The sequence below is a fragment of the Bacillus piscicola genome, from assembly GCF_022458745.1.
Taxonomy (GTDB): domain Bacteria; phylum Bacillota; class Bacilli; order Bacillales; family Marinococcaceae; genus Alteribacillus_A; species Alteribacillus_A piscicola.
On sequence record NZ_JAJJJF010000002.1, the window covers coordinates 352,916 to 375,721 of the forward strand.

The following is a 22,806-nucleotide window of genomic DNA, read 5'->3' on the forward strand; positions in this document are numbered from 1 at the left end:
TTCTTTTTTGATTAGAAAGTCTGACCTTTTTTTGTGCTGTTATGATGTCAATTGTAACGCGTGTGTGCTTCTTTCACTAACGCTCCCTATAATAGAAGTGTCGGCAGCGCCCTTATCATGCATGTCTCGAACATATTGTTCGGCTTCCGCCCTGTCCATTGCCGCAAGCAGTCCGCCAGACGTGATCGCATCACATAAGATATATTCCGTTAACTCAGGTATGTGAGCAGGACGGTGAATGTGAGGGCGGAGATAATCGGCATTTGCTTTTGAGCCGCCTGGAATAATACCTTCTCGGGCCAATGATTCTGCCCCCTCCAAAATCGGTATGTCACTCGTGTTAAACGTCAGGCTGACATCACTTGCTTCTGCGATTTCAAAAGCATGTCCGAGAAGGCCAAAACCGGTTACATCTGTAACTGCGTGTGGATGATAGGCAGACAATGTTTCAGCTGCTGTTTTATTTAGCTCTGCCATAACCGCAGTCACGGCCTCTTCTTGGGCGGAAGTCGTTTTTTCTCGTTTGATTCCAGTGGTAAGTATTCCCACACCGATCGGTTTCGTTAATACGAGGACATCTCCAGGTTTGGCACCTTTATTTGCCCAGAATCTTTCAGGATGCACGATGCCGGTTGCCGCTAAACCAAACTTCGGCTCTTTATCGTCAATCGAATGTCCACCGACAATTGTTGCGCCGGATTCATGTACTTTATCCGCTGCCCCCTTCATGATGCCTGCCAAAATTTCGTCTGGCAATTCGTGAATGGGGAAACCAACGATATTTAAGACGGTCTTCGGCTTGCCGCCCATCGCGTAGATATCGCTGAGTGCATTAGCGGAAGCAATTTGACCGAACATATAGGGATCGTCGACAATCGGCGTGAAGTAGTCGACCGATTGTACGAGCGCAATATCCTCTGTTAATTTGTACACGCCACCGTCATCGGAAGTACCAAGCCCGACAAGTAAGTTAGGATCGTGTTCTCTTTCTGGTAAATGACGCAAAACTTGCGCCAGGTCATCAGGACCAATTTTACATCCTCAGCCAGCTTTCGATGACAAGCTTGTTAATTTTATTTTTTCATCGCTCAATCTTGGTGCACCCCCATTTGTTTTTTCTGTTTTCTAGTATACTCTGCTGCCAAGTTTAAACTCAACTGATATCAATTATTTTGATAGGTTTTTCTCTCGTGAAGCGAGAAAAGCAGGAAAGTTGAGGAGGAAGTTTGTAAAATCCGTTTCTATTTACGAAAAGATTTGCTATCCTATAGATTGAGGCTTAAACCGTTTCCGTATGATAGTTGCGGAGCAAGATTCCTGTAAGGAAAATGGGGGAAGAATAGAGAAGAAAGGCTTTGTTTTCGACTTTTCTTTCAACCTGTTCTATTATAGTTCTTGAGGAGGGAATACATATGGATAAAAATCAAGATGTTTTTCAATCACGTAAGTCCTTTGAATCTAATGGAAAAACGTATCATTACTACGACATTAAAGCTTTAGAACAAGCGGGTGTCGGTAATACGTCCAAGCTCCCTTATTCGATTAAGGTGCTGCTTGAATCTGTTCTAAGACAGCATGACGGCAAGGTTATCAAAAAAGAACATGTCGAGAGTCTCGCAAATTGGGGGAGTGACAAAGGAAGTAAGGAAGACGTTCCTTTTAAGCCGTCCCGCGTAATCCTGCAGGACTTCACCGGTGTTCCGGCTGTTGTAGATTTGGCTTCTTTACGAAAAGCGATGGCTGATATCGGCGGTGACGCAGAGAAAATCAATCCAGCAATCCCAGTTGATTTAGTAGTCGATCACTCTGTTCAAGTCGATGCGTTCGGTACTTCCGATTCACTCCGCCGTAATATGGATTTGGAATTTGAAAGAAATGAAGAGCGCTATAAGTTGTTAAGCTGGGCGACGAAAGCGTTCGATAACTACCGGGCAGTTCCGCCGGCAACAGGCATTGTACACCAAGTAAACCTAGAGTATCTCGCATCGGTCGTTCATGCGAATGAAACGGAAAATGGTGAGATAGAAGCATACCCGGATACACTAGTTGGAACGGATTCCCACACGACAATGATTAACGGACTGGGCGTTCTCGGCTGGGGTGTAGGTGGTATTGAAGCAGAGGCAGGCATGCTGCAGCAACCTTCTTATTTTCCAGCTCCAGAAGTCATCGGTGTCCGTTTAAAAGGATCGCTTCCTAATGGTGCAACAGCAACGGACCTTGCTTTAAAAGTAACGCAAGTTCTCCGTGAGACAAACGTTGTTGGCAAATTTGTAGAATTTTTCGGGCCGGGGCTAGCTGAAATGCCGCTCGCAGACCGTGCTACGATTTCAAATATGGCACCGGAATACGGGGCAACGTGTGGTTTCTTCCCTGTGGATGAGGAAGCTCTTAATTATTTACGCCTAACTGGCCGTTCAGAAGAGCATATTCAGTTAGTAGAAGATTATTGTAAAGCGAATGATTTGTTCTATGAAGCAGGAAAAGAGGAGGATCCATCCTTTACGAAAGTCGTTGACATTGACCTTTCTGCTATTGAACCAAGTCTCTCTGGGCCAAAACGTCCGCAAGACCTCATTCCAATGGCAGACATGAAAAAGAAATTTAACGACGCGCTAACCGCTCCTGCCGGCAATCAAGGCTTTGGATTGGCACCAGAGGAAACGGATAAGAAAGTAGAAGTGAAGCATCCGGACGGAAAAACATCCGAACTGGAAACGGGTGCTGTTGCGATTGCGGCCATTACGAGCTGTACGAACACGTCAAACCCTTATGTCATGATTGGTGCTGGGTTGCTTGCTAAAAAGGCAGTAGAAAAAGGACTCGATGTCCCTCATTATGTGAAGACGTCATTAGCGCCTGGTTCCAAAGTAGTAACAGGATATCTCGAGGAATCCGGTCTCTTGCCATATTTGGATCAACTCGGCTTCAACCTCGTAGGGTATGGCTGTACAACATGTATCGGGAATAGCGGACCGCTTCCGGAAGAGATTGAAGAAGCGATTGCTGAAAATGATCTGCTCGTATCTTCTGTTCTCAGCGGTAACCGTAACTTTGAAGGACGTATCCATCCGCTCGTTAAAGCGAACTATCTGGCTTCACCGCCGCTTGTAGTAGCATATGCGCTTGCAGGAAACGTGAATTTTGACATGTATAATGACTCTTTTGGTAAAGATAAAGACGGAAACGATGTTTATTTTAAAGACATTTGGCCTTCTGCTTCTGAAATAAAAGATTTTGTGCACGACAACGTTTCGCCTGCCCTCTTTAAGAAAGAGTATGAGAGTGTGTTTGATAATAATGATCGTTGGAACGCATTACAATCAGATGAGAATGCGCAGCTATATGATTGGGATGAAGATTCCACGTATATTCAAAATCCTCCTTTCTTTGAGGAAATGTCCGAAGAGCCGGAAGACATTAAAGAATTGTCGGATCTTCGTGTGATTGGTAAGTTTGGTGATTCTGTTACGACTGACCATATTTCTCCGGCAGGTTCGATTGCAAAAGACAGCCCGGCTGGCAGATATCTCATTGAAAAGGGTCTAAAGCCATCTCAATTTAACTCGTATGGGTCACGTCGTGGTAACCACGAAGTTATGATGCGTGGAACATTTGCGAACATTCGTATTAAAAACCAGTTAGCTCCTGGCACCGAGGGCGGTTACACGACCTACTGGCCGAATGGGGAAGTAATGGCTATTTACGACGCGGCTATGAAATATAAAGAAGATAATACCGACCTGATGGTCATCGCCGGTGAAGATTATGGAATGGGAAGCTCACGTGACTGGGCTGCAAAAGGTACAAACTTGCTCGGCATAAAAACAGTCCTCGCGGAAAGTTTTGAACGGATTCACCGTAGCAACCTTGTTCTCATGGGAGTACTGCCTCTTCAATTTAAAGATGGCGACAGCGCTGATTCTCTTGGTCTGACTGGAAAAGAATCGTTTAATATTAAGGTCAGTAACAATGTGAAACCGCGCGACCTCGTAGAAGTAGAAGCGGTGGATGAAAATGGCAGCAAGAAGACTTTCGAAGTAATCGTACGCTTTGATAGCGAGGTAGAAATGGATTATTACCGTCACGGCGGTATCTTGCAGATGGTGTTACGAAACAACTTGGCGGAAGCAAGAAGCAAGAAATAACAACGCAAAAAACCTGGCCATTCTGGTCAGGTTTTTTTTATACTAGAAACAAATAATTTCACGTACCTTATTTTTTAAAATAAAAAATGTATAAATAATCAAAAATAAAGAAAAGATTAGAGTGAAATGAAAATTGTTCGAAAAAGGAGACGATTGTGATGAGTAGAAGAAGAAAAATTTCATTGAAAGAGCTCTTGGAAGAAAACAAAAAAGAAATATTAAACAATCCAGCATCTTTAGATAAGATTGAAGAGAAGTGGGAAGAGAAAAAAACTTTAAAATAAGATAAAATTTCATTGGGTATTGCTCCCTTCTTGTCAGGAATACATTCTTTGTCGATCATTGGCTTTTACTTTTCCTTGATAAATTGGAAGTGAAAATTGATAATAAGGAAGAGTAGATCACAAAGGCGGGAATTCCATGCATGAGACATTTAGAAATAAATTCCGAAAAAAAGAAGAACACTAAAAGACCTGCACTGACAAAACAAGTGATCTTTTTAATTCTTCTTTTTTACTTAACTATTGTTTTATATGTGACTTTATTTGCTTGGAATTATGGGTCCTCGTTTGGACCTGTTGGACCAGGGGGGCGTAACTATAATTTAACTCTCTTTCAAAGCATTTATCGGATTGCTGTGTTCAGTCCTGATATGAGAGACCCTCTTAGAATATTAGGTGGAAATGTTGTTATGTTTATGCCGTTTGGAGTTCTGGTCTCTCTTTTATTGAAACAGACAAAGAAAACATTTTGGATTGTGGCGGGACTTTCTATGTTATTGTCAGCATTTATTGAAATAAACCAATTCATCTTCACTTACCGTGTAGCAAATGTAGATGACGTCCTCTTAAATACCGTAGGCGGCGTAGTTGGTGCCTGCTGCATTCAATTCATTCTTTTTTTGAAAAAATGAGCGAACAGGAGTTGCCATGGAGGCAGCTCCATTTTTTTCTTTTCTTTCCAAATACGTTAAAATAAGGATACTTGTTAGTAGTATTTAAACTAATAATAAAAATGGATTAGTGAAGATAATAATTTGAAGTAAAGGGGATATCACAGCATGCTTACGGCAGAAACAAATATCGAAGTGAGATACGCTGAAACGGATCAAATGGGAGTTGTACACCACGCTAATTATATTGTCTGGTGTGAACTCGGTCGAACAGCGTTAATCAGAGAACTAGGTTTTGATTACAGCGTACTTGAAAAAGAAGGAATCTTATCACCTGTAATTAACGTCAACTTAGATTACAAGCATCCTACCCATTATGGGGAGTCCGTTACCCTTTTCACTTGGATTGATCAATATAATGGTATCCGGGTCGTATATGGATACGAGGTATTAAATGAATCAGGAGTAAGTTGTGCTTCTGGAACGAGCAGCCACGTTTGCGTAAAAAAAGATTCGTTTCGGCCCTTTTCTATTAAGAAACATTTACCGGAATGGCATGAAGCATATGAGAGACATAAAAAGCAGCCTGACTAATCTTAGTTTTTCAACGTACAAAACATTAGAAAGGAGGCACGTGACATGGCTTTCGGTATTAAGCGGGAAGAGCTATCTCTTTGGAAAGCGAAAGCTGCAATAGGAGAAATTGCTTTTATAACTCATTATTGGTATGACGCTCGCTTTCCGGATTGTACGTCGGTAACGAAAGCAGCTTGCTCCGATATGATAAAATTGAAGGAATGGGGCCGGCAGTATGGTTTAAAACCAGAGTGGATCCATACACGCCGTTATTATCCTCACTTCGATCTTTTAGGAGATGTACAGTACCGGATTTTACTAAATGAACAAAAACATGAACAAATAATACGCTTTAACTTGCATCCCTCAAGTTTAGAAAACAAGCAGAGCAGGTAAAGTGTAGGTACAATTACGTATGGAGGGTAAAAAGTGAAAATGACACAGAACGAAATAAGAAAGAGATTAAAAGTAAAACCAACCATCGATCCGCAGCAAGAAATTAATACAAGAGTAAAATTTTTAAAGGACTATGCAAAACTTACAGGTGCGGATGGCTACGTACTGGGTATCTCTGGTGGGCAGGATTCTACGCTTGCGGGCAAGCTTGCGCAGTTGGCTGTAAATGAGCTGAATAAAGAAGAAACTAAAACATATACATTTATAGCGTTGAGACTTCCATACGGGAAACAGTACGATGAAAAGGATGCTGCCTCTGCTATGGAGTACATTGCCCCCTCTCAGTCCTTTACTGTCAATATTAAAGAAGCTGTCGATGGTGCCGAGCGTGCATTTGAAAGGGCAACCGGTCAAAAAATGAGTGATTTTAATAAAGGGAATACAAAAGCAAGGGAACGAATGAAAGTACAGTATGATGTAGCAGCTGAATACAATTGTCTTGTAATTGGTACCGACATAGCTGCTGAGGCTATTACAGGATTCTTCACCAAACATGGAGATGGAGCCTGTGATATTGCACCGATTTATGGTCTTACAAAACGGCAAGGCAAAGCACTATTAGAAAAATTAGATGCGCCGGCCGCCCTCTATGAAAAAGTTCCTACAGCTGACTTAGAAAGTGACAAACCAGGTCTGCCTGATGAAGAAGCACTTGGTTTAACATACCAGGAAATTGATGACTTTCTTGAAGGCGTTGAAGTTCAGAAAGAAACAGAAGAGAAGCTTATTCATATATATAAACAAACAGAGCACAAACGACAGATGCCAGTTAATATTTTTGATGAGTGGTGGCAAGAACACAAGTAATTACTTCTAACTTGTCTGTCTTTTGGGATGGGAGAGGAACTGACGATGGATAAGAGATATTGGCTATTATTGGGGTTAACCTTATTGCTTGGTATATTCAGCGGCATGTTTATCCAATCGCAGCGTACAGTCGTCCAGACCGATCAATTCACACAAACGGTTTCTGCTGACACCGAACATGTACTAGAAGTCGGGGGAACAGAGACGATTCAAGGTTTCGATATTACGGTACATGAAGCTTATATCTCTGAGGAAGAAGATAGTCGCTACGTCGTCGTTGATCTGTCTTTTCGCAACAATACGGAGGAGCCTAAAGAAATTCCGCTGTTCAGTACATTAGTTGTCGACAGTGATGGCCATGCCTCTGAATATGTATCGTCTTATGGAGACCAACGCCTTATTGGTGGTCAGCTTCGGGCAGGTGGGCTGCGCCGTGGTACGTTGGCCTATAAAGTGGAACCTTCTTCTTATTACGAGTTTACCTTTACCAATCATAAAGGAAAAGGAGTCGCTACTTGGAATTTAAACCTTTCAGATGAGAAGTCATCTTAGCCCAATGAAGGAGGAATATTGTGTCCAAAGCAGATTTGCATATGCATTCAACGGCTTCAGACGGAGGTTATTCTCCGTCTGCTTTAATGACAAAATGCAAGGAAGCAGGATTGTCAATTGTATCCTTAACCGATCATGATACAACGGATGGGTTACAGGAAGCGAAAGAGACTGCCGATTTCCTTGACATACACGTGATCAATGGTATTGAGCTATCAACAAAATCACCTGTAAGTAACAAAAGTGTACATATGCTTGGATATGGCTTTAATACGAACGATTCTTATTTTCAGAGTGCTTTGGAAGAGCAGAGGCGTTTACGTAAAAGGCGCCTTCACGTTATTCTGGATAAACTGAACAAAGCAGGTATGCCTATTGAAGCTGAGGATGTTCTAAAGCATACGGATGGAGGGAGTATCGGACGCCCTCACGTCGCAAAAGCCTTGATGGAGAAAGGGTATGTCGAGGAAGTCGGTGAAGCCTTTGATCGTTATTTAGGAGAGGGAAAGCCTTGCTTTGTAGGAAAAGAAAAAGAGTTTACTCCTCAGGAAGCAATTGAGCTCATCCATCATGCAGGTGGACAAGCAGTCGTAGCCCACCCCGTTTACTATGAAATTGATGAGGAAATAGAAACCTGGATTTTAGATTATTACTTGGATGGGGTTGAAGTATATCACCGTGATCACGACCTCGATGCTGTTCACCATTATGAGGAGCTTGTTGCAAAATGGGAAAAGGCTGCAGGAAGACCGCTTATTCGAACAGGTGGTTCTGATTTTCATCATGAGGAATACGGAAGAAAACGTGAGCCGCTCGGTCATACAACGGTGCCGCTCACCCTTGCGAAACAATTAATTGAAGTGATCTCCTAATTTATTCTTTACAATTATTGCGTTATCATAATATTCATGATAGCTTTAAATATTAAAGACTAGTTACTGCCAAACTGTAGCACGAAGTAGAAATCAATGAAGGAGCAAGTGAAACGTATGCCTATTAAAGTACCTGACCACCTGCCAGCAAAAGATATATTGTCAAAAGAAAATATTTTTGTCATGAATGAAAGCCGAGCCTATACCCAGGATATCCGGCCTCTTAAAATTCTAATACTTAATTTAATGCCACTTAAAGAGCAGACAGAGACACAAATCTTGCGCATGCTTGGCAATACACCATTGCAGCTTGATGTTTCCTTTCTCCATCCAAACACGCATCGTTCTAAAAATACACCTCTCGAACATTTAGCAGCGTTTTATAAAACGATCGATGAAGTTAGCAACCGTAAATTTGATGGGATGATCATTACAGGAGCTCCGGTTGAAACACTGAATTTTGAAGAAGTAGACTACTGGGAAGAACTAACCCAAATCCTTGAATGGAGCAAAACAAATGTGACGTCTACCCTGCACATTTGCTGGGGCGCACAAGCAGGATTGTATTACCATTACGGGGTTCCAAAACACCCGTTGGATAAAAAGTTGTTCGGAGTCTTTGAACACCGTGTGAATAATCCTAACTTCAACCTGTTAAGAGGGTTTGATGATGTTTTTTTGGCGCCGCATTCCAGGTATACAGAAACAAGAAAGGAAGACGTCTTGAAGGTAAAGGAACTGGAGGTGCTTTCAGAATCAGAGGAAGCAGGCCTTTACATTATAGCTGAAAAAAATGGTAAACAGATTTTTGTTACAGGCCACAGTGAATATGACCGTGAAACGCTCAGCGATGAATATAAAAGAGACAAACGTCGCGGTTTAGACACCGGCTTGCCAAAACACTATTACCCTGAGGATAATCACCTGCTTGAGCCACCTTTACGTTGGAGGGCTCATTCTAATTTGCTATTCACGAATTGGCTCAACTATTACGTCTATCAAGAAACCCCGTATGATTTTGCATAAAATGCGATGTCAAGCCTGTATAAGTGTAGCTTATGCAGGTTTTTTTCATCATCTAAATAGCAAAGGAGGAATGAACGTGCGTTCTGTACAGGAGGCTTATCTAACTGAAAAAGAACGCTGCCAATTCTTTTTTGAGAATAGTTTTTCCGCTCAAGCCCTTTTAAAAACGTTGGAAACACTCCAAGAAGCAGCAGAAAAGCATAACTGTGAAACCGTTTATCATCATCTAGAACAATTGAAACAGAAACTCATCCATAACCAACGAACAGTGGTATTTTGCGGACACTTTTCCGCCGGGAAGTCTACACTTCTGAATCAGTTGATTGGCAGCAACTTACTTCCTTCCCACCCAATTCCAACGAGTGCGAATATCGTCCATATTAAAAAAGGGAAAGATGCAACCCTATCGTTTCGAGACGAACAATCCGGAGAAATGAAACAAATATTTACCGAAGAATGGGGGAACGATTGGTTTACTAGCACAGATACGGCGGATGAGGTGTATATTACCCTCCCGGTTGCTCATTTTCCGAAAAACTTAGAAATACTCGACACCCCTGGGATTGATTCGACAACAGCTGGGCATCGAACGCTGGCTGAGGAGAGGCTGTTTGAGGCTGATACACTTTATTACATGACAGACTACCAACACGTGGAATCAGAAGAGAACTTTACTTTCCTACAAGAGTTAAACGACCAGTACATTACCCCCGTCCTTCTTATCAATCAGATTGACAAACACGATGAAGAAGAATTGTCATTTGACTCTTATCAAGAAAAGATTAAAGCAAGCCTTTCCAAACGAGAAATTGATGTTAGAAACGTTTACTTTATCTCTGCTCGTGACCCTATGTATCGTGAGCGGGATTGGTTCTCCTTTACCAAACAGCTCTTCCTTCCTGTTAATGAAACCGAACATGTTATTGTCCAAACTGTAGCTATCGGGATATACAGAGAACTAGAGAATATGCTTCATACAATAGAAAAGCGCAGCCTCCCCTCGAATGAGATAAGGAAGGAAATGCAAACTTTCGCTTCTCTATCTACTCTTAAGGAAATACGCAAAAGAAAAGAATCAGAGTTAGAGCGCCTGTCCTCTTGGAGAAGCGATGCTGAGAAAAGACTATTTCAGCAATTAGATACTGTGTTTAAAAATGCAAAGCTGGTGCCTCACCATACTCGTAATTTGGCCCGTGCTTACTTGGAGGCAAGACAGCCGTCATTTCGATTAAAAGGCCTGTTCCGACGTCGTAAAACAATACAGGAGAAACAGCAAAGAGAGGATAAGCTGCTGGAAAGCTTGAATGAAAACGTACGCAACTACATTGATATCCATTTACAAGATCAATTCCGTAAAATTTTGGAAGAGTACCATGCGGCGGACACTTCCGTAAAACAAAAAATTACTTCTCTCCACCAGCCTATCGATGCACCTTTGCTCCGACAGGCAGAGAGGGGAGGAGCTTATTTTACACAAGCTTATGTACTAACGTTTAGTCAGCTTCTTGTCGATGAAATCCGTAAGCTCTATAAAGAAAATTTGCTTCATATACTACCAGTATTACTGAAAGCTATAGAAAGGGGACAAACTCATCAAAAAACACAACTGAAGAAAGAGATTCACGCATTGCAGCAAGTAGAAAGGGAGTGGGAACAACAAAACGTGCGTTACGATACCTTGTTGCAGATGTTGGATCAAACACTGGCTTCGTTAAAAGAAGCACGATTACCGCTAATTGTGCCTGAATCCGGATCGGGGCCATATATTCATGATAAAGAAAACACAGAGCTGGCATTGACTAAACAAACAATAGACTTAAAAAAATTCTACCCCTCAACGAAAACGAACGAGTCACTTACTAGTTTTTCAGAAGCAACAAGTAATGCCCAGCTGTCTTTTCAAAAAGCATTATCAATCCTTGAAGAAACAAATGGATTAGATCATATCAAACAAACACTGCACAATCGTCTTCAGCGCATGCAAAGGAAAAAATACAGAGTATCCTTATTCGGTGCATTCAGTGCAGGGAAGTCTTCGCTTGCCAATGCACTACTCGGTGAGAAGTTTTTGCCAGTTGCAGCCAACCCGACAACAGCCGCTGTTCAATATATCACTGCTCCCGATGAACATCATCCAAATAAAACGGTGGTGATTACATATAAATCAGAGGCAGATGTTCTGGCAGATATGAACGATGTGGTCCGTCCCGCCGGTATAAAGTTGGAAACGCCTGATGACTGGAATCGAATACTGAAAGAAAGCGAGGAAAAATCGAAGAAGAAAGAGAATAAGGAAACAACGAAGGAGAAAAATGAAGAAGGGAAGAAGGAAGAAACCAATCCTCTGGGATTGCTGCACCACACAGAAATAGAACAGCTTAACCAGTTGTATGCGGTATTAAAGACATCAAAATATAAGTTAGGCACAGAGAAGCAGACGCATTATGAAGAGTACGTTAGAATGACAGCCAATGAGGAAAAGGCATTGCTGGTGAAGAGTGTGACCATCTACTTTGACTGTATGTTTACAAGAGAGGGATATCAATTAACAGACACGCCTGGAATCGGCTCGATCTACCGCCGTCACAGTGAAATTGCCTTCACAGAGATGAAGGAAGCCGATGCCGTTTTATTTGTAAGTTATTATAACCATCCTTTTTCAAAAGCTGATAAAGAGTTTTTATTACAACTTGGCCGTACGAAAGATTACTTTCCCTATGATAAGATTTTCTTTCTAGTTAATGCAGTTGACTTGGCGAACGATGAGGAAGAAATACATGACGTCCTGACCTATGTTAATGAGCAGCTTATCCACTTAGGTATTCACTCCGCGCGCATATACCCGATCGCAGGAAAGCTGGCGCTGGAGAATAATGTGACAGACAACAAAGAACGTATGCAAACTTCTGGTGTTCCCAATTTTTTGCATGAGTTTCGCGATTTTTCTCACCGCATCTTACAAGAAATGGTAATAAAAGAGGGAGAGTCCGAGATTAGGCAGGCTATTTCTTTACTGGAAGATCAACGACAATCTCTTTTATTAGAGGATACGGCCAAAGCCAAGCAGCAAAAAATTCGAAAACAAGAACTACTCCATTTTAAAAGTAGTGTAAAGGAGTTCCCTATTGAAACAATAATAGACTGGGTATTACGAGAATTAGAAGAGCTATTATTTTATGTCAAGCAGCGCGTGTTTTATCGCTATTACGATGAATTCAAAGACATATTCAGCATTGTTAGACTAGACGAAGAAATGTTTGTTCCTCAGCTCCATCGATGCACAAATGAAATGATCCACTTTATATTCTATGACCTTGCGCAAGAAATAAGAGCATCCATTATCCGGATAGAGTTCTTTATCAAAAAAGAATGGCAGGCATTTCAAGAGGAAATGTTGCGGGAGCTTTCCAGCCCCTTGCAATTCGCGTTTGTCAAAGGCACTTTATCCGTGTTTCCTCCTATTACGGTGAAAGAAGAGATGCCGCTCACAAGCAATGACCTCGGTTTTTTAGCAGAATTCAAATCTCACCACGACTTTTTTGTTGGACAGCAAAACAAACTATGTAAAGAAAAACTGGAGGAAATGCTGCGACCTTATGGAAATGAATATGTGCAGAAGTACCATATAGAACTTCGGCAAACCTATTGTATATTTATAAGAGAGGAATGGGAAAAAACTCAGAACCAGTACCGTCGGACAGTGAACAAATTGCTAACAGAAAATGAAACAAACACAAAAGCCTCTGAAGTTCCGCACTTAGATAGCATTATAAAAAAACTTAAAGCAATTCTTTAGTCGAAACATATGTTTTTATGTGTTACAATAATTGTATAACGTTAAAGAATAGTCGTGGGTTTTGAAATATTATCTTTTTGTGGGGGTATTATGACGAGAAGAAATATTTTCCTTGATGACATAAGGACAGGCCCTCCGAATCACATTATTGCTAAGACAGCAGAGGAATGTATTTTATTATTGAAGGAAGAAGAGCCCGTTTCTCATTTATCACTCGATCATGATCTCGGCAGTAATAGAAACAATGGTTATGAAGTAGTCCTCTATTTACTGCAATTAAACCATCCAGCTTTCCCGGATCGGATTACGATTCACTCTGCCAACGCAGGTGCAGGAAAACGAATGTATCATAGCCTGCTTGAAGGAAAAGCAACTGGGTTGGTCCCCGTACATGTGAAAATTCTCTACCGGCCGTTGCCGATAAAACTATAATGGATTGCCTCTTCTGCGGAAAGAGGCAATTTTTTTGATTGGAGTAACAATGATCAGACTAGCGTCTGTCGGCATAGACATAAGAGTAAAGTCAGCATTAGGGAGGATAAGCAAATGTTTATTGCCGACATGCATTGTGACGCCTTGTCGAAAATGATTCAATCGGGGAATTTAACTTTTGGCACTTCTTCCAGTGCAGCTGTCCATGCAGGTACGCTCCAAGCAGGGGGCATCCATCTGCAAAACTTCGCTGTTTTCGCCAATCCTAAGAAGTCTTGGAAAAAGCAAAGACAAGAAGTATGGGACCAAATGAAGTTATTTCACAAGAAGGTATTGGCGTCTCCTACTATTCAAACGACAGCCTCTCACCTTCCAGAAAAGCTGCCTTCCCATACACAGGCACTGCTATCGCTGGAAGGAGGCGGAATGTTTGCAGATGATTTAAACGCGTGGGAAGATTTAAAGCGAAATGGCATCGTGATGGCTAGCTTAACCTGGAATGAAAAAAATTCACTTGCAGCCGGGAGCAGTCATTCCAACAAACATGGCCTGACACAAGCAGGCAAACGGGTGATCGCATGGATGAATAAGAACGACATTATCCTTGATGCCGCTCATTTAAATGAAAAAAGTTTTTGGGAGGCATTAAACGTCAGCAATCGCATGGTAGTAAGCCATGCAAATGTGAAAGGAATCTACAACCACCCTCGAAATCTTAGTGACAATCAACTGACCGCTCTTGTAGATAAAAATAGTTTTATCGGCTTAACGTTTTACCCTTTCTTTATGAACGGAACGAGCGAAGCTGACTATGCAGACTTAGCCCGACAAATTGAATATTTAGGAAAAAAGGGAGTTTGGCACATTGCCGGCTTTGGCTCGGATTTTGATGGAATAGATCATACAGTCAAAGGATTAACCAATCCGAGTGATTTCCCGCGTCTCATTGAATGGCTGCTGAAACGTTTCGACGAGGACATCGTAAAAGGAATTTGCGGAGAAAATTTTAGACGGTTTTGGAATAAGAAAAACATTAGCAACGAAGCGTAATTGATTTTTCTTTGCAAACAATAATAAGTAAATTACAATATAAGTAACGAGAAGAAAGACGAGGTGATAATCGATGCAAATAACTCAAAAAGCGAAAGAGTATATTGAAAGCGTAATGAAAGAACATGACGTACCTACTCTCCGTGTCGTTTTCAGCGGATTTGGCTGAGGCGGTCCAAAATTAGGACTGGCTCTGGATGAGCCGGAAGAAACTGATGTAAGACGAGAGATTAACGGTATACCTGTCGCTATCGAAGAACAAATTGTGAGCCACGTGGAAAAAATCACCTTGGATACCGGGTTAACGGAAGAAGGAAAAACGGGACTGGTGATGAATGATACACCGAGCAGCTGCTAAAAATAAGATGATTTATTTCTCCAAAAAGGACAGACTTAGTTTTTCGTCTGTCCTTTTTTACTGCATCGTTTATTGAATCAATTTCATAAGTGTTTCATTAGATAATAAAACGAATAATATTACTAAATAACACATAAATTATTCATTGAAATCCACAAGTATCTGTTTTTGATTGGAACGGAAGGCGGCGACTCCAGCGGGAAAAGCAACAGTCCGAAGACCCGCAGACCTGCTGGCAGGTCGAGGAGGCTGAGGCGTTGCCCGCGGCAAAGAAGACACAGTGAGACCAAGCGTAAGCGCAGTCTCGAACTGATGTCGCCCTTGAGCCTGTAGGTGAAAGCGTCCGCCTGCAGTGAAAATCAACCGTTCTATACTACATCCGAAATGTTCGACTTTCGATAACTTCATTTGAATTATAAATTAACTCTATTACTTTTTGTTTATTTTTCACATTCTCGTTATAGGTGCGAAAGAGACAATGTGTTACAATACGGACAGTCTAGATTTAGAAAGGGGCTTTTTCTTTGAAGAGAAATTGGATCATAGGTATAACACTGGCACTTCTCATTTCCTTATTAGCAGCTTGCGGAGATGATAATGCTTCCGATAACCAAACAGATAACGAAGCAGACAAGCAACAGGAGACGGAGGCACCCGAACAGCCGAAGGCACCAGAGCCTGATATGTCAGAGATACCAGATGTTGTCGCAGAAGTGAATGGAGAAAAGATAACGAAAGAGGATTTTAAGCCAGTTTATGTTTCAACACTTAATAACTATTCCGTACAAGGATTATACGATGAGAAACAAGATAAAAATGGTGAAATGGAAAAACAAATTCAACAGCAGACTGTCGAGCAATTAATTGGTCAGCAATTACTTATACAAGAAGCAGAGAAACGCGATTTAGAAGCATCCGATAAAGAAGTGAACGAGAAAATCACTTCCTTGAAAGAACAATTTGGTTCCGACGAACAATTTGAAGAAGCACTAAAAAGCAGTAAGGTGACCGAAGAAGATTTAGCAAGCGACCTAAAAAAACAAGTGAAGATCCAAAAGCTTGTGAAGGATGAGACTGGGACAGTTAAAGTCTCGGAAAAAGAAGTCAAAGACATGTATAAGCAAATGACAGAAGCACAAAAAGAGGGCAACAAAGATGAAGAAGGAAAAGATAAAGAGTCTAAACAGGAAATCCCTTCTTTTGAGGAACTGAAGCCACAAATTGAAGCACAATTAAAAAGCCAAAAAGAAGGGGAAGAAATTCAAAAGCTCGTTGATAAGCTCCGTGAAAATGGAGATGTTACGGTTAATCTATAAGAATAAAAATAAAAAAAACATCCGGGTACCCGCCGGATGTTTTTTTGTTATATATTTTTCAAAAAAGTTATTGACTGTTTTATAACACGTATGTATAATAAAAATCAACATCATAACAGTTTTAAGGAGTGGTCAAGATGAAAACAACACCTAAAAAATCAAATGAACGCCGTTTCACACCGGTCAAAGAAGATAAATCAGTACTGCAGATGATCAATGATTACTACACAGTACGATAAACACAATATCGCTCGCGCTTAACAATAACGAAATATTCGTTATTGTTTTTTTTGCTTTTGCATAACACACTTCCTGTACCTGTCTGTGTTACTTTTCTCTCATACCTTTCCCTCTCCAGACTCCCATTAAAAATTCCATTGGAAAACAAACGTATATTCGCTACAATAAGTCGTATAGAGGTGAGCGTAATCATGCGTAAACAAACATTAGATGAACTGATAGAATGGCTGCGTACGGACCCGGACGTAAAGGAGCGAATCGCTCATTGGCATACGTTGCCGGCACAGGAAGCAAAGACCGTGTCATTTCCGTCATCATTAGACAGCAGAATTATTAATGCCCTGGAGAAACGAGGAATTTCTTCTTTGTATACCCATCAGGCTTCCGCCTTTGAACAGAGTGGTATCCGTAAAGAGAATACAATTGCCGTTACTCCGACTGCATCGGGAAAAACATTAGCATACAACCTTCCTGTGTTGCAGTCGATCTTAGCGGATAAAAACAGCCGCGCCTTGTACTTGTTTCCGACCAAGGCACTGGCCCAAGATCAAAAGAGTGAGATCAATGAATTCATCGAGGAAATGGGAGAAGACATCAAAAGTTTTACGTATGACGGAGATACGTCACCCGCTGTCCGTCAGGCAATTCGTAAAGCGGGACACGTAGTTATCACAAATCCAGACATGCTTCACACTGCTATTCTCCCACACCATACGAAATGGATTTCTCTCTTTGAAAATCTAACTTACATCGTAATTGATGAACTTCATACGTACCGTGGTGTGTTTGGAAGTCATGTTGCGAACGTCATCCGCCGCTTAAAGCGAATTGCGCATTATTATGGAAGCAATCCCGTTTTTATTTGCACATCAGCAACGATTGCCAATCCTAAGGAACTGGCTGAAACGTTAACCGGAGAAACGTTTCAGCTAATTGATAATAATGGAGCCCCCCGTGGCAGAAAGCATTTCGTTTTTTATAATCCACCTCTCGTTCATGAAGCTTTGAATATTAGAAGAGGGGCAACAAAAGAGGTGAACGAATTAGCCTCCCATTTTTTAAAAGAAAATATTCAAACGATCGTATTTGCAAAAAGCCGCGTCCGCGTGGAGATCATCTTAAGCCATCTTCAAGAGTTGGTACAAAAAGAACTAGGCCCCAAAACGATACGAGGTTACCGGGGAGGTTATTTGCCTAAACAGCGACGAGAGATTGAAAAAGGACTTCGTACCGGAGAGATAATGGGGGTGGTGAGCACGAATGCTCTTGAGCTCGGCGTCGACATCGGCCAACTGCAAGTGTGTATTATGACAGGCTATCCTGGTTCAGTAGCAAGCACCTGGCAGCAGGCAGGACGGGCCGGCAGACGTCAGGATGAATCATTGATCTTGTTCGTAGCCGGTGCGTCCCCGCTTGATCAATATATGATTCAGCATCCGGATTACTTTTTAGAACAGAGCCCGGAATCAGCGAGGATCGATCCAGATAACCTGATCATTTTAGTCGATCATTTGAAGTGTGCTGCTTTCGAGTTACCTTTTCATGAAGGTGAGCAGTTTGACGGCGTGGAAATTCATGACATTTTGGATTTTCTCACAGAAGAGCACGTTCTTCATCACCGTGGCCGTAAATGGTATTGGATGAATGACACGTTTCCGGCACATGGAATCAGCTTGCGTTCCGCTTCCCAAGAGAATGTGGTCATTATCGACCAAACTGATATATCCCGTATAAAAGTAATCGGGGAAATGGATCGTTTCAGCGCGATGACCTTACTGCACGAAAAAGCGATTTATCTGCATGAAGGAATTCAATATCAAGTGGAAACATTAGACTGGGAAGAACGAAAGGCATTTGTTCAGGAAGTACAGGTAGAATACTTTACAGATGCCAACCTTGCTGTTGAGCTCAAAGTGTTGGAAGAAGACAAGGTCACGGAAACACCTGCTTTTCTGACAGCCTTTGGCGATGTGATGGTGAATGCGAAAGCGACGATTTTCAAAAAAATCAAAATGACTACTTTTGAAAACATCGGCTCTGGCTCCATCCACCTCCCAGAGGAAGAACTTCACACGAACGCTTGCTGGATTAGCTTCCCCAAAAGAGTCACTGATCAATTTACAAGAGATCAATTTGAACAAGCACTGATCGGATTTGCGCACGTGCTGCGCCATGTGGCACCTGTCCACGTCATGTGTGATCGGAATGACCTTCATGTTGTTCCACAAATAAAGGCCGCCCACTCAGAAGAACCGACTATTTTTCTATATGACCGCTATCCTGGCGGCATTGGCCTCGCATCAGCTGTATACAAAGAAACTCCCTTGCTTTTGCAAAAAGCGAAACAGCTTGTGCAATCGTGCCCTTGTCTCGCGGGTTGTCCTTCCTGCACCGGAGAAGACGGCAATCTTGGGGAAGAGTCAAAATGGGCAGTGATGCGCTTGATCCGTTTCATGGAGGAGGAGTAGGCAATTGAACATAAAACAAAAATTAACACGGATGAAATCACATCTCAGTACGCCCAACTCTCAGACAGTAGCGCCGTTACAGCCACCTCCCGTGACAGAAAAGCAAACGGTGCCATACAAGGATGCGTGGGACGCGCTCTCTGCAAGCATTCATTTTCTCGATGACGCCTATATGATAAAACGGGAAGTGGCGTACCCGCTTGATTATCAACACGGAAATCATACGTTTCAAGAACTATATGATGTTTGCAGCCGCTGGGAAAACGAGACAGCCAACCATCCGCTTCATTCCTGCGGGCGCAGACCGGAAGACTTTTTATTTTTTGATACAGAAACAACCGGGTTGAACAGCGGAACGGGAAATATGATTTTCCTGCTGGGAGGCGCTCAGTTTACGGGTGAGAATGTTAAGGTGAGCCAGTATTTTTTGCCAGGTCCTGAAGCAGAAGTCGCTCTCTATTATCATTTCTTATCCGATACCCCGCCTACACACAGTCTCGTTTCGTATAACGGAAAATCGTTCGACTGGCCGCAGCTAAAAACACGTCATACGTTGGTAAGGGAGGAAGTTCCCAAACTGCCTGCATTCGGTCACTACGATTTGCTGCATGCTGCGCGCCGCCTGTTCCGCAACCGGCTCTCGTCCTGTATACTGTCTGTTGTGGAGAAAGAGATACTCGGGATAACGCGAAAAGACGATACCCCGGGTTACCTCGCCCCAATGCTCTATTTTGACTTTTTACAAGACCCCCATCCAGATTTCGTAAAAGGAGTGCTCACCCATAATGAATGGGATGTTCTGACGTTGATTACTCTTTATATTGATCTTTCGAAACGAGTGCTTCAGCCAACTGCGAACGATGCAGAAATGTTTGAAATCGGGAAATGGTATGCACACGTGAAGGAATGGGAAAAAGCAGAGTGGTGTTACGAAAAAGTCACCGTCACAACTACTTGCAAAGAATTACGGCTAAATAGTCACTTTCTTCTAGGACACGTCCTTAAGAAACAACAACGGATTCCCGAAGCGCAAATCCACTTCCAGGCTGCAGCTACAGAAGGAAGCGCACATCGTTATGGTGCGATCATTGAGCTTGCGAAATATCAAGAACACCAACTGAAAGACTTTGAAAAAGCGCTCAGCTATTCGTTAACTGCTCAACGTCTTGCACGAGATGCTAAGAGCCGGCTTGAAAGCGAAAAAAGAGTAACACGTTTACAAAAAAAATTGCCCGGAAATGCTAATTAACTTTATTTCCCTGGCAAGCGCACCTTTTTGCAAAAATCTCTAGCCTACAACCGGAATTGACATAAACTGCATATCCTGTATTGACTTTTTTGTAGGCGGCTGTCGTTTTTTAAATTTATTTCAAAACATGGTTATTCCCCCATACAGGCCCGCTATTTTGTCATAGGCTGATATAGAATAGATAATGAAGGGGGATTAGTTGATGTTTAAGAAAAACAGACCTTGCGTTATGCCGCCTGTTTGCCATCCTGTGGTGAATCAAACAGCTTATAACTGCAATGAATATATCGTTCCGGAAGTTCATCCGGTTCATACTACGACCGTCAACAAGCATATGTATAAACATTATCATACGTATCCGCAAACGTATTCGGATGCTAATGAAGTCTACCATCAACATTTTGTAGATAGCCCGGGAGCCGGTCCACTATCCGGTCCAATGCCCGGCCCAATGTCTAGTCCGGTAAATGGTCCGGTAAATAGTCCGGTAAATAGACCACGACCACCTCATTGCTGTCGTTAAAATTGATAAGCCGGCGGGTACTTCCCTCCGGCTCTATCTCTCAAAAGCAGGTGAATCATCATGTTGAAAGTGTTAGCCGTCAGTGGGTATAAACCGCAAGAATTAAATATATTTCGACCAGACAGTGAAGAAGTCAGCTACATAATAAAAACGATTGAAAAACGGCTGCAATCCTTTTTGAGTGAAGGCCTTGAATGGGTTGTCGTCTCCGGGCAGCCTGGCGTCGAACAATGGGCAGCTGAAGCAGCTATTCGGTTAAAAGAGGAATGGCCTGACTTAAAACTTGCCGTGCTGCCAGCTTTTATGCAACAAGAGAGCAAGTGGCCGGAACACGCCCAAGCCCGCTATCACCGCATTATTAGTCAAGCTGATTTTACAGACGTTATTTCAAAGAGGGAATATGAGAATCCCGGACAACTGCGAACTCGTAATGACTTTATTGTTATGAAAACAGATGCGCTATTGCTGTTATATGATACCGAGCAGCCTGGCACTCCCCGTTTTTATTTAGAAGCAGCCGAGCGAAGAAGTGCAAAGGAGACATATCCAGTCTACTGGATTACTCCAGAAGACCTTCAAGTTACGGTAGAAGAACTTGCAGATAGGGATTATGACCCTTTTATTGAATAAGCGAGAAGGCAAAATTGACTTTTCTACAATCTTTTGAAAAAATGGATGACAAATAACCTTTTTGAAAACCTCGGGGTGAGCAAACGAATGCAAAACTATCGATTAACGGCTAAAGAGATTTTAGATAAAGATTTCAAGACGAGCATGAAGGGATACAATAAAGATGAAGTTGATCAATTTTTGGATCAAATCATTCAGGACTATGAAGCGTTTACCGAAAAAATTCAACAATTAGAAGCCGAACTAAAAAAGCGTGATCAAACAAAGCCTCCGGAACGCCCGTCAGAGGTGCCTGTATACGAACCAGAAACACCAAGCTTTGATACGTATACACAGGCTGGTACAGGGACTAATTATGACATCTTAAAGCGGCTCTCTAATCTTGAAAAAGAAGTTTTTGGAAAGAAATTATACGATTGACGATTCCGTGCATACAGAGGAGTGGACTGCTTGATTAAGATATTCATCGACGGTGCAAGCGCGGGGAATCCCGGGTTCGCCGGAGCTGGTCTTTTTGTGAATAAGGCAAACAACGAAACGGAACATTATGCGATTCCGCTGGGACGCATGACGAATCATGAGGCCGAATTTGCAGCACTGTTGGAAGCTTTAAAGCTTTGTACGGAAAGAAACTGGTCGATGGTATCGATTCACACAGATTCTAAGCTAGTAGACGATGCCGTGGAGAAGCGCCATGCGAAAAAAGCAGCGTATCAACCTTATCTAGCTGACATTCTAAGACAGCTGGACCGTTGTGAATTGTGCTTCGTCAAATGGATACCTTCCAAAAGCAATCGCGCTGCCGACCAATTGGCCAAGCAGGCCATCCAAAAAAATGAAAGTTGATTGTAGCGGAAGCGGCGACTGCTGCAATCGTCAGCTAAGATAATAGCTTAAATAAAGGTTGTCAAAATGACTAAAACAAGCTATAATAACATTTGGCTGAAAAAAGCTGAAAACATTCGAGCAGTCGCTGTACATGACGTACAGAGGAAAGTCCATGCTCGCACAGTCTGCGATGACTGTAGTGTTCGTGCCTGACGAAACCATAAGTCAGGGCAGTTTGGTATTTACTGAACTGACGGCGGGGAAAAAACCTGTGTTCATTTGAATATGGTTTCATTACCCTGAAAAGTGCCACAGTGACGGAGCCTGTTTGGAAACAAACAGGGTGGAACGAGGTAAACCCCTCGAGCGAGAAACCCAAATATTGGTAGGGGCGCCTTTCTGAAGGAATTGAACGGAAAGAAAGGGCAGAGCAGTTGCTTTGCAGATAGATGACTGCTGCCGGAGTGCGAGGTGAACAACCGAATGTAGCACGAAGGAACAGAACATGGCTTATATAGGATGTTTTCGGCCTCAGACAACCCCTGAAATAGGGGTTTTTTCTTTTTACATAATAAAAATTGTTTGCG

The 22,806-nt window shown here is 42.2% G+C and carries 21 protein-coding genes and 1 other RNA gene; 21 read left to right on the forward strand and 1 reads right to left on the reverse strand.

Going from position 1 to position 22,806, the window contains the following annotated elements:
* Positions 1–39: 39 nt before the first annotated feature.
* Positions 40–1,092, reverse strand: coding sequence for a selenide, water dikinase SelD (gene selD, locus LOR49_RS06450; protein ID WP_240375444.1), 1,053 nt, complete (start codon positions 1,090–1,092; stop codon positions 40–42).
* Between the two features lie 320 nt (positions 1,093–1,412).
* Between selD and acnA the strand changes: the two genes are divergently transcribed.
* The 21 genes from acnA to rnpB all read left to right on the forward strand — a co-directional run bounded on the left by acnA (position 1,413) and on the right by rnpB (position 22,737).
* The gene (acnA, locus tag LOR49_RS06455; protein ID WP_240375445.1) at positions 1,413–4,148 is read left to right on the forward strand and encodes an aconitate hydratase AcnA; all 2,736 of its coding nucleotides are present in this window, start codon (positions 1,413–1,415) and stop codon (positions 4,146–4,148) included.
* Between the two features lie 158 nt (positions 4,149–4,306).
* A complete protein-coding gene (locus LOR49_RS06460) occupies positions 4,307–4,432 on the forward strand; it encodes an FbpB family small basic protein (RefSeq protein WP_240375446.1) in 126 nt (41 codons plus the stop codon).
* 140 nt (positions 4,433–4,572) lie between these two features.
* Entirely contained in the window at positions 4,573–5,061 is a 489-nt protein-coding gene (locus LOR49_RS06465; protein WP_240375447.1) for a VanZ family protein, read from the forward strand.
* Positions 5,062–5,208: 147 nt separating this feature from the next.
* Positions 5,209–5,634 (forward strand): acyl-CoA thioesterase, encoded by a 426-nt coding sequence (locus LOR49_RS06470; protein ID WP_240375448.1) that lies wholly within the window; start codon positions 5,209–5,211, stop codon positions 5,632–5,634.
* Between the two features lie 45 nt (positions 5,635–5,679).
* Positions 5,680–6,012 carry a hypothetical protein gene (locus tag LOR49_RS06475; protein ID WP_240375450.1) on the forward strand — a complete coding sequence of 111 codons (333 nt, stop codon included), beginning with the start codon at positions 5,680–5,682 and terminating at the stop codon, positions 6,010–6,012.
* A 39-nt stretch (positions 6,013–6,051) separates the two neighbouring features.
* Positions 6,052–6,879, forward strand: a complete 828-nt coding sequence (gene nadE, locus LOR49_RS06480) for an ammonia-dependent NAD(+) synthetase (RefSeq protein ID WP_240375734.1) — start codon at positions 6,052–6,054, stop codon at positions 6,877–6,879.
* A 45-nt stretch (positions 6,880–6,924) separates the two neighbouring features.
* A complete protein-coding gene (locus LOR49_RS06485; RefSeq protein ID WP_240375451.1) occupies positions 6,925–7,431 on the forward strand; it encodes a DUF4352 domain-containing protein in 507 nt (168 codons plus the stop codon).
* A gap of 20 nt (positions 7,432–7,451) precedes the next feature.
* Positions 7,452–8,303 (forward strand): PHP domain-containing protein, encoded by an 852-nt coding sequence (locus tag LOR49_RS06490; protein WP_240375452.1) that lies wholly within the window; start codon positions 7,452–7,454, stop codon positions 8,301–8,303.
* A 117-nt stretch (positions 8,304–8,420) separates the two neighbouring features.
* Complete coding sequence (gene metA, locus LOR49_RS06495; RefSeq protein WP_240375453.1) at positions 8,421–9,329, forward strand: homoserine O-acetyltransferase MetA; 909 nt, start codon at positions 8,421–8,423, stop codon at positions 9,327–9,329.
* A 76-nt stretch (positions 9,330–9,405) separates the two neighbouring features.
* Complete coding sequence (locus LOR49_RS06500) at positions 9,406–13,125, forward strand: dynamin family protein (RefSeq protein ID WP_240375454.1); 3,720 nt, start codon at positions 9,406–9,408, stop codon at positions 13,123–13,125.
* A 90-nt stretch (positions 13,126–13,215) separates the two neighbouring features.
* Entirely contained in the window at positions 13,216–13,557 is a 342-nt protein-coding gene (locus tag LOR49_RS06505) for a cyclic-phosphate processing receiver domain-containing protein (protein ID WP_240375455.1), read from the forward strand.
* Between the two features lie 114 nt (positions 13,558–13,671).
* Positions 13,672–14,607: a dipeptidase gene (locus LOR49_RS06510; protein ID WP_240375456.1), complete on the forward strand. Its 936-nt coding sequence runs from the start codon at positions 13,672–13,674 to the stop codon at positions 14,605–14,607.
* A gap of 73 nt (positions 14,608–14,680) precedes the next feature.
* Positions 14,681–14,965 (forward strand): HesB-like (seleno)protein, encoded by a 285-nt coding sequence (locus LOR49_RS17805; protein ID WP_476693201.1) that lies wholly within the window; start codon positions 14,681–14,683, stop codon positions 14,963–14,965.
* Between the two features lie 524 nt (positions 14,966–15,489).
* Positions 15,490–16,281, forward strand: coding sequence for a SurA N-terminal domain-containing protein (locus tag LOR49_RS06515; protein WP_240375457.1), 792 nt, complete (start codon positions 15,490–15,492; stop codon positions 16,279–16,281).
* Between the two features lie 431 nt (positions 16,282–16,712).
* Positions 16,713–18,989 (forward strand): DEAD/DEAH box helicase, encoded by a 2,277-nt coding sequence (locus tag LOR49_RS06520; RefSeq protein ID WP_240375458.1) that lies wholly within the window; start codon positions 16,713–16,715, stop codon positions 18,987–18,989.
* Between the two features lie 4 nt (positions 18,990–18,993).
* The gene (locus LOR49_RS06525; protein ID WP_240375460.1) at positions 18,994–20,238 is read left to right on the forward strand and encodes a ribonuclease H-like domain-containing protein; all 1,245 of its coding nucleotides are present in this window, start codon (positions 18,994–18,996) and stop codon (positions 20,236–20,238) included.
* Between the two features lie 202 nt (positions 20,239–20,440).
* Positions 20,441–20,761 carry a CotD family spore coat protein gene (locus LOR49_RS06530; protein WP_240375461.1) on the forward strand — a complete coding sequence of 107 codons (321 nt, stop codon included), beginning with the start codon at positions 20,441–20,443 and terminating at the stop codon, positions 20,759–20,761.
* Between the two features lie 63 nt (positions 20,762–20,824).
* Positions 20,825–21,391, forward strand: coding sequence for an SLOG family protein (locus LOR49_RS06535; protein ID WP_240375736.1), 567 nt, complete (start codon positions 20,825–20,827; stop codon positions 21,389–21,391).
* 87 nt (positions 21,392–21,478) lie between these two features.
* Positions 21,479–21,811: a cell division regulator GpsB gene (gpsB, locus tag LOR49_RS06540; RefSeq protein WP_240375462.1), complete on the forward strand. Its 333-nt coding sequence runs from the start codon at positions 21,479–21,481 to the stop codon at positions 21,809–21,811.
* A 30-nt stretch (positions 21,812–21,841) separates the two neighbouring features.
* Positions 21,842–22,237, forward strand: coding sequence for a reverse transcriptase-like protein (locus LOR49_RS06545; protein WP_240375463.1), 396 nt, complete (start codon positions 21,842–21,844; stop codon positions 22,235–22,237).
* A 112-nt stretch (positions 22,238–22,349) separates the two neighbouring features.
* An RNA gene (gene rnpB / locus LOR49_RS06550) (RNase P RNA component class B) lies at positions 22,350–22,737 on the forward strand.
* The last annotated feature ends 69 nt before the right edge of the window (positions 22,738–22,806 follow it).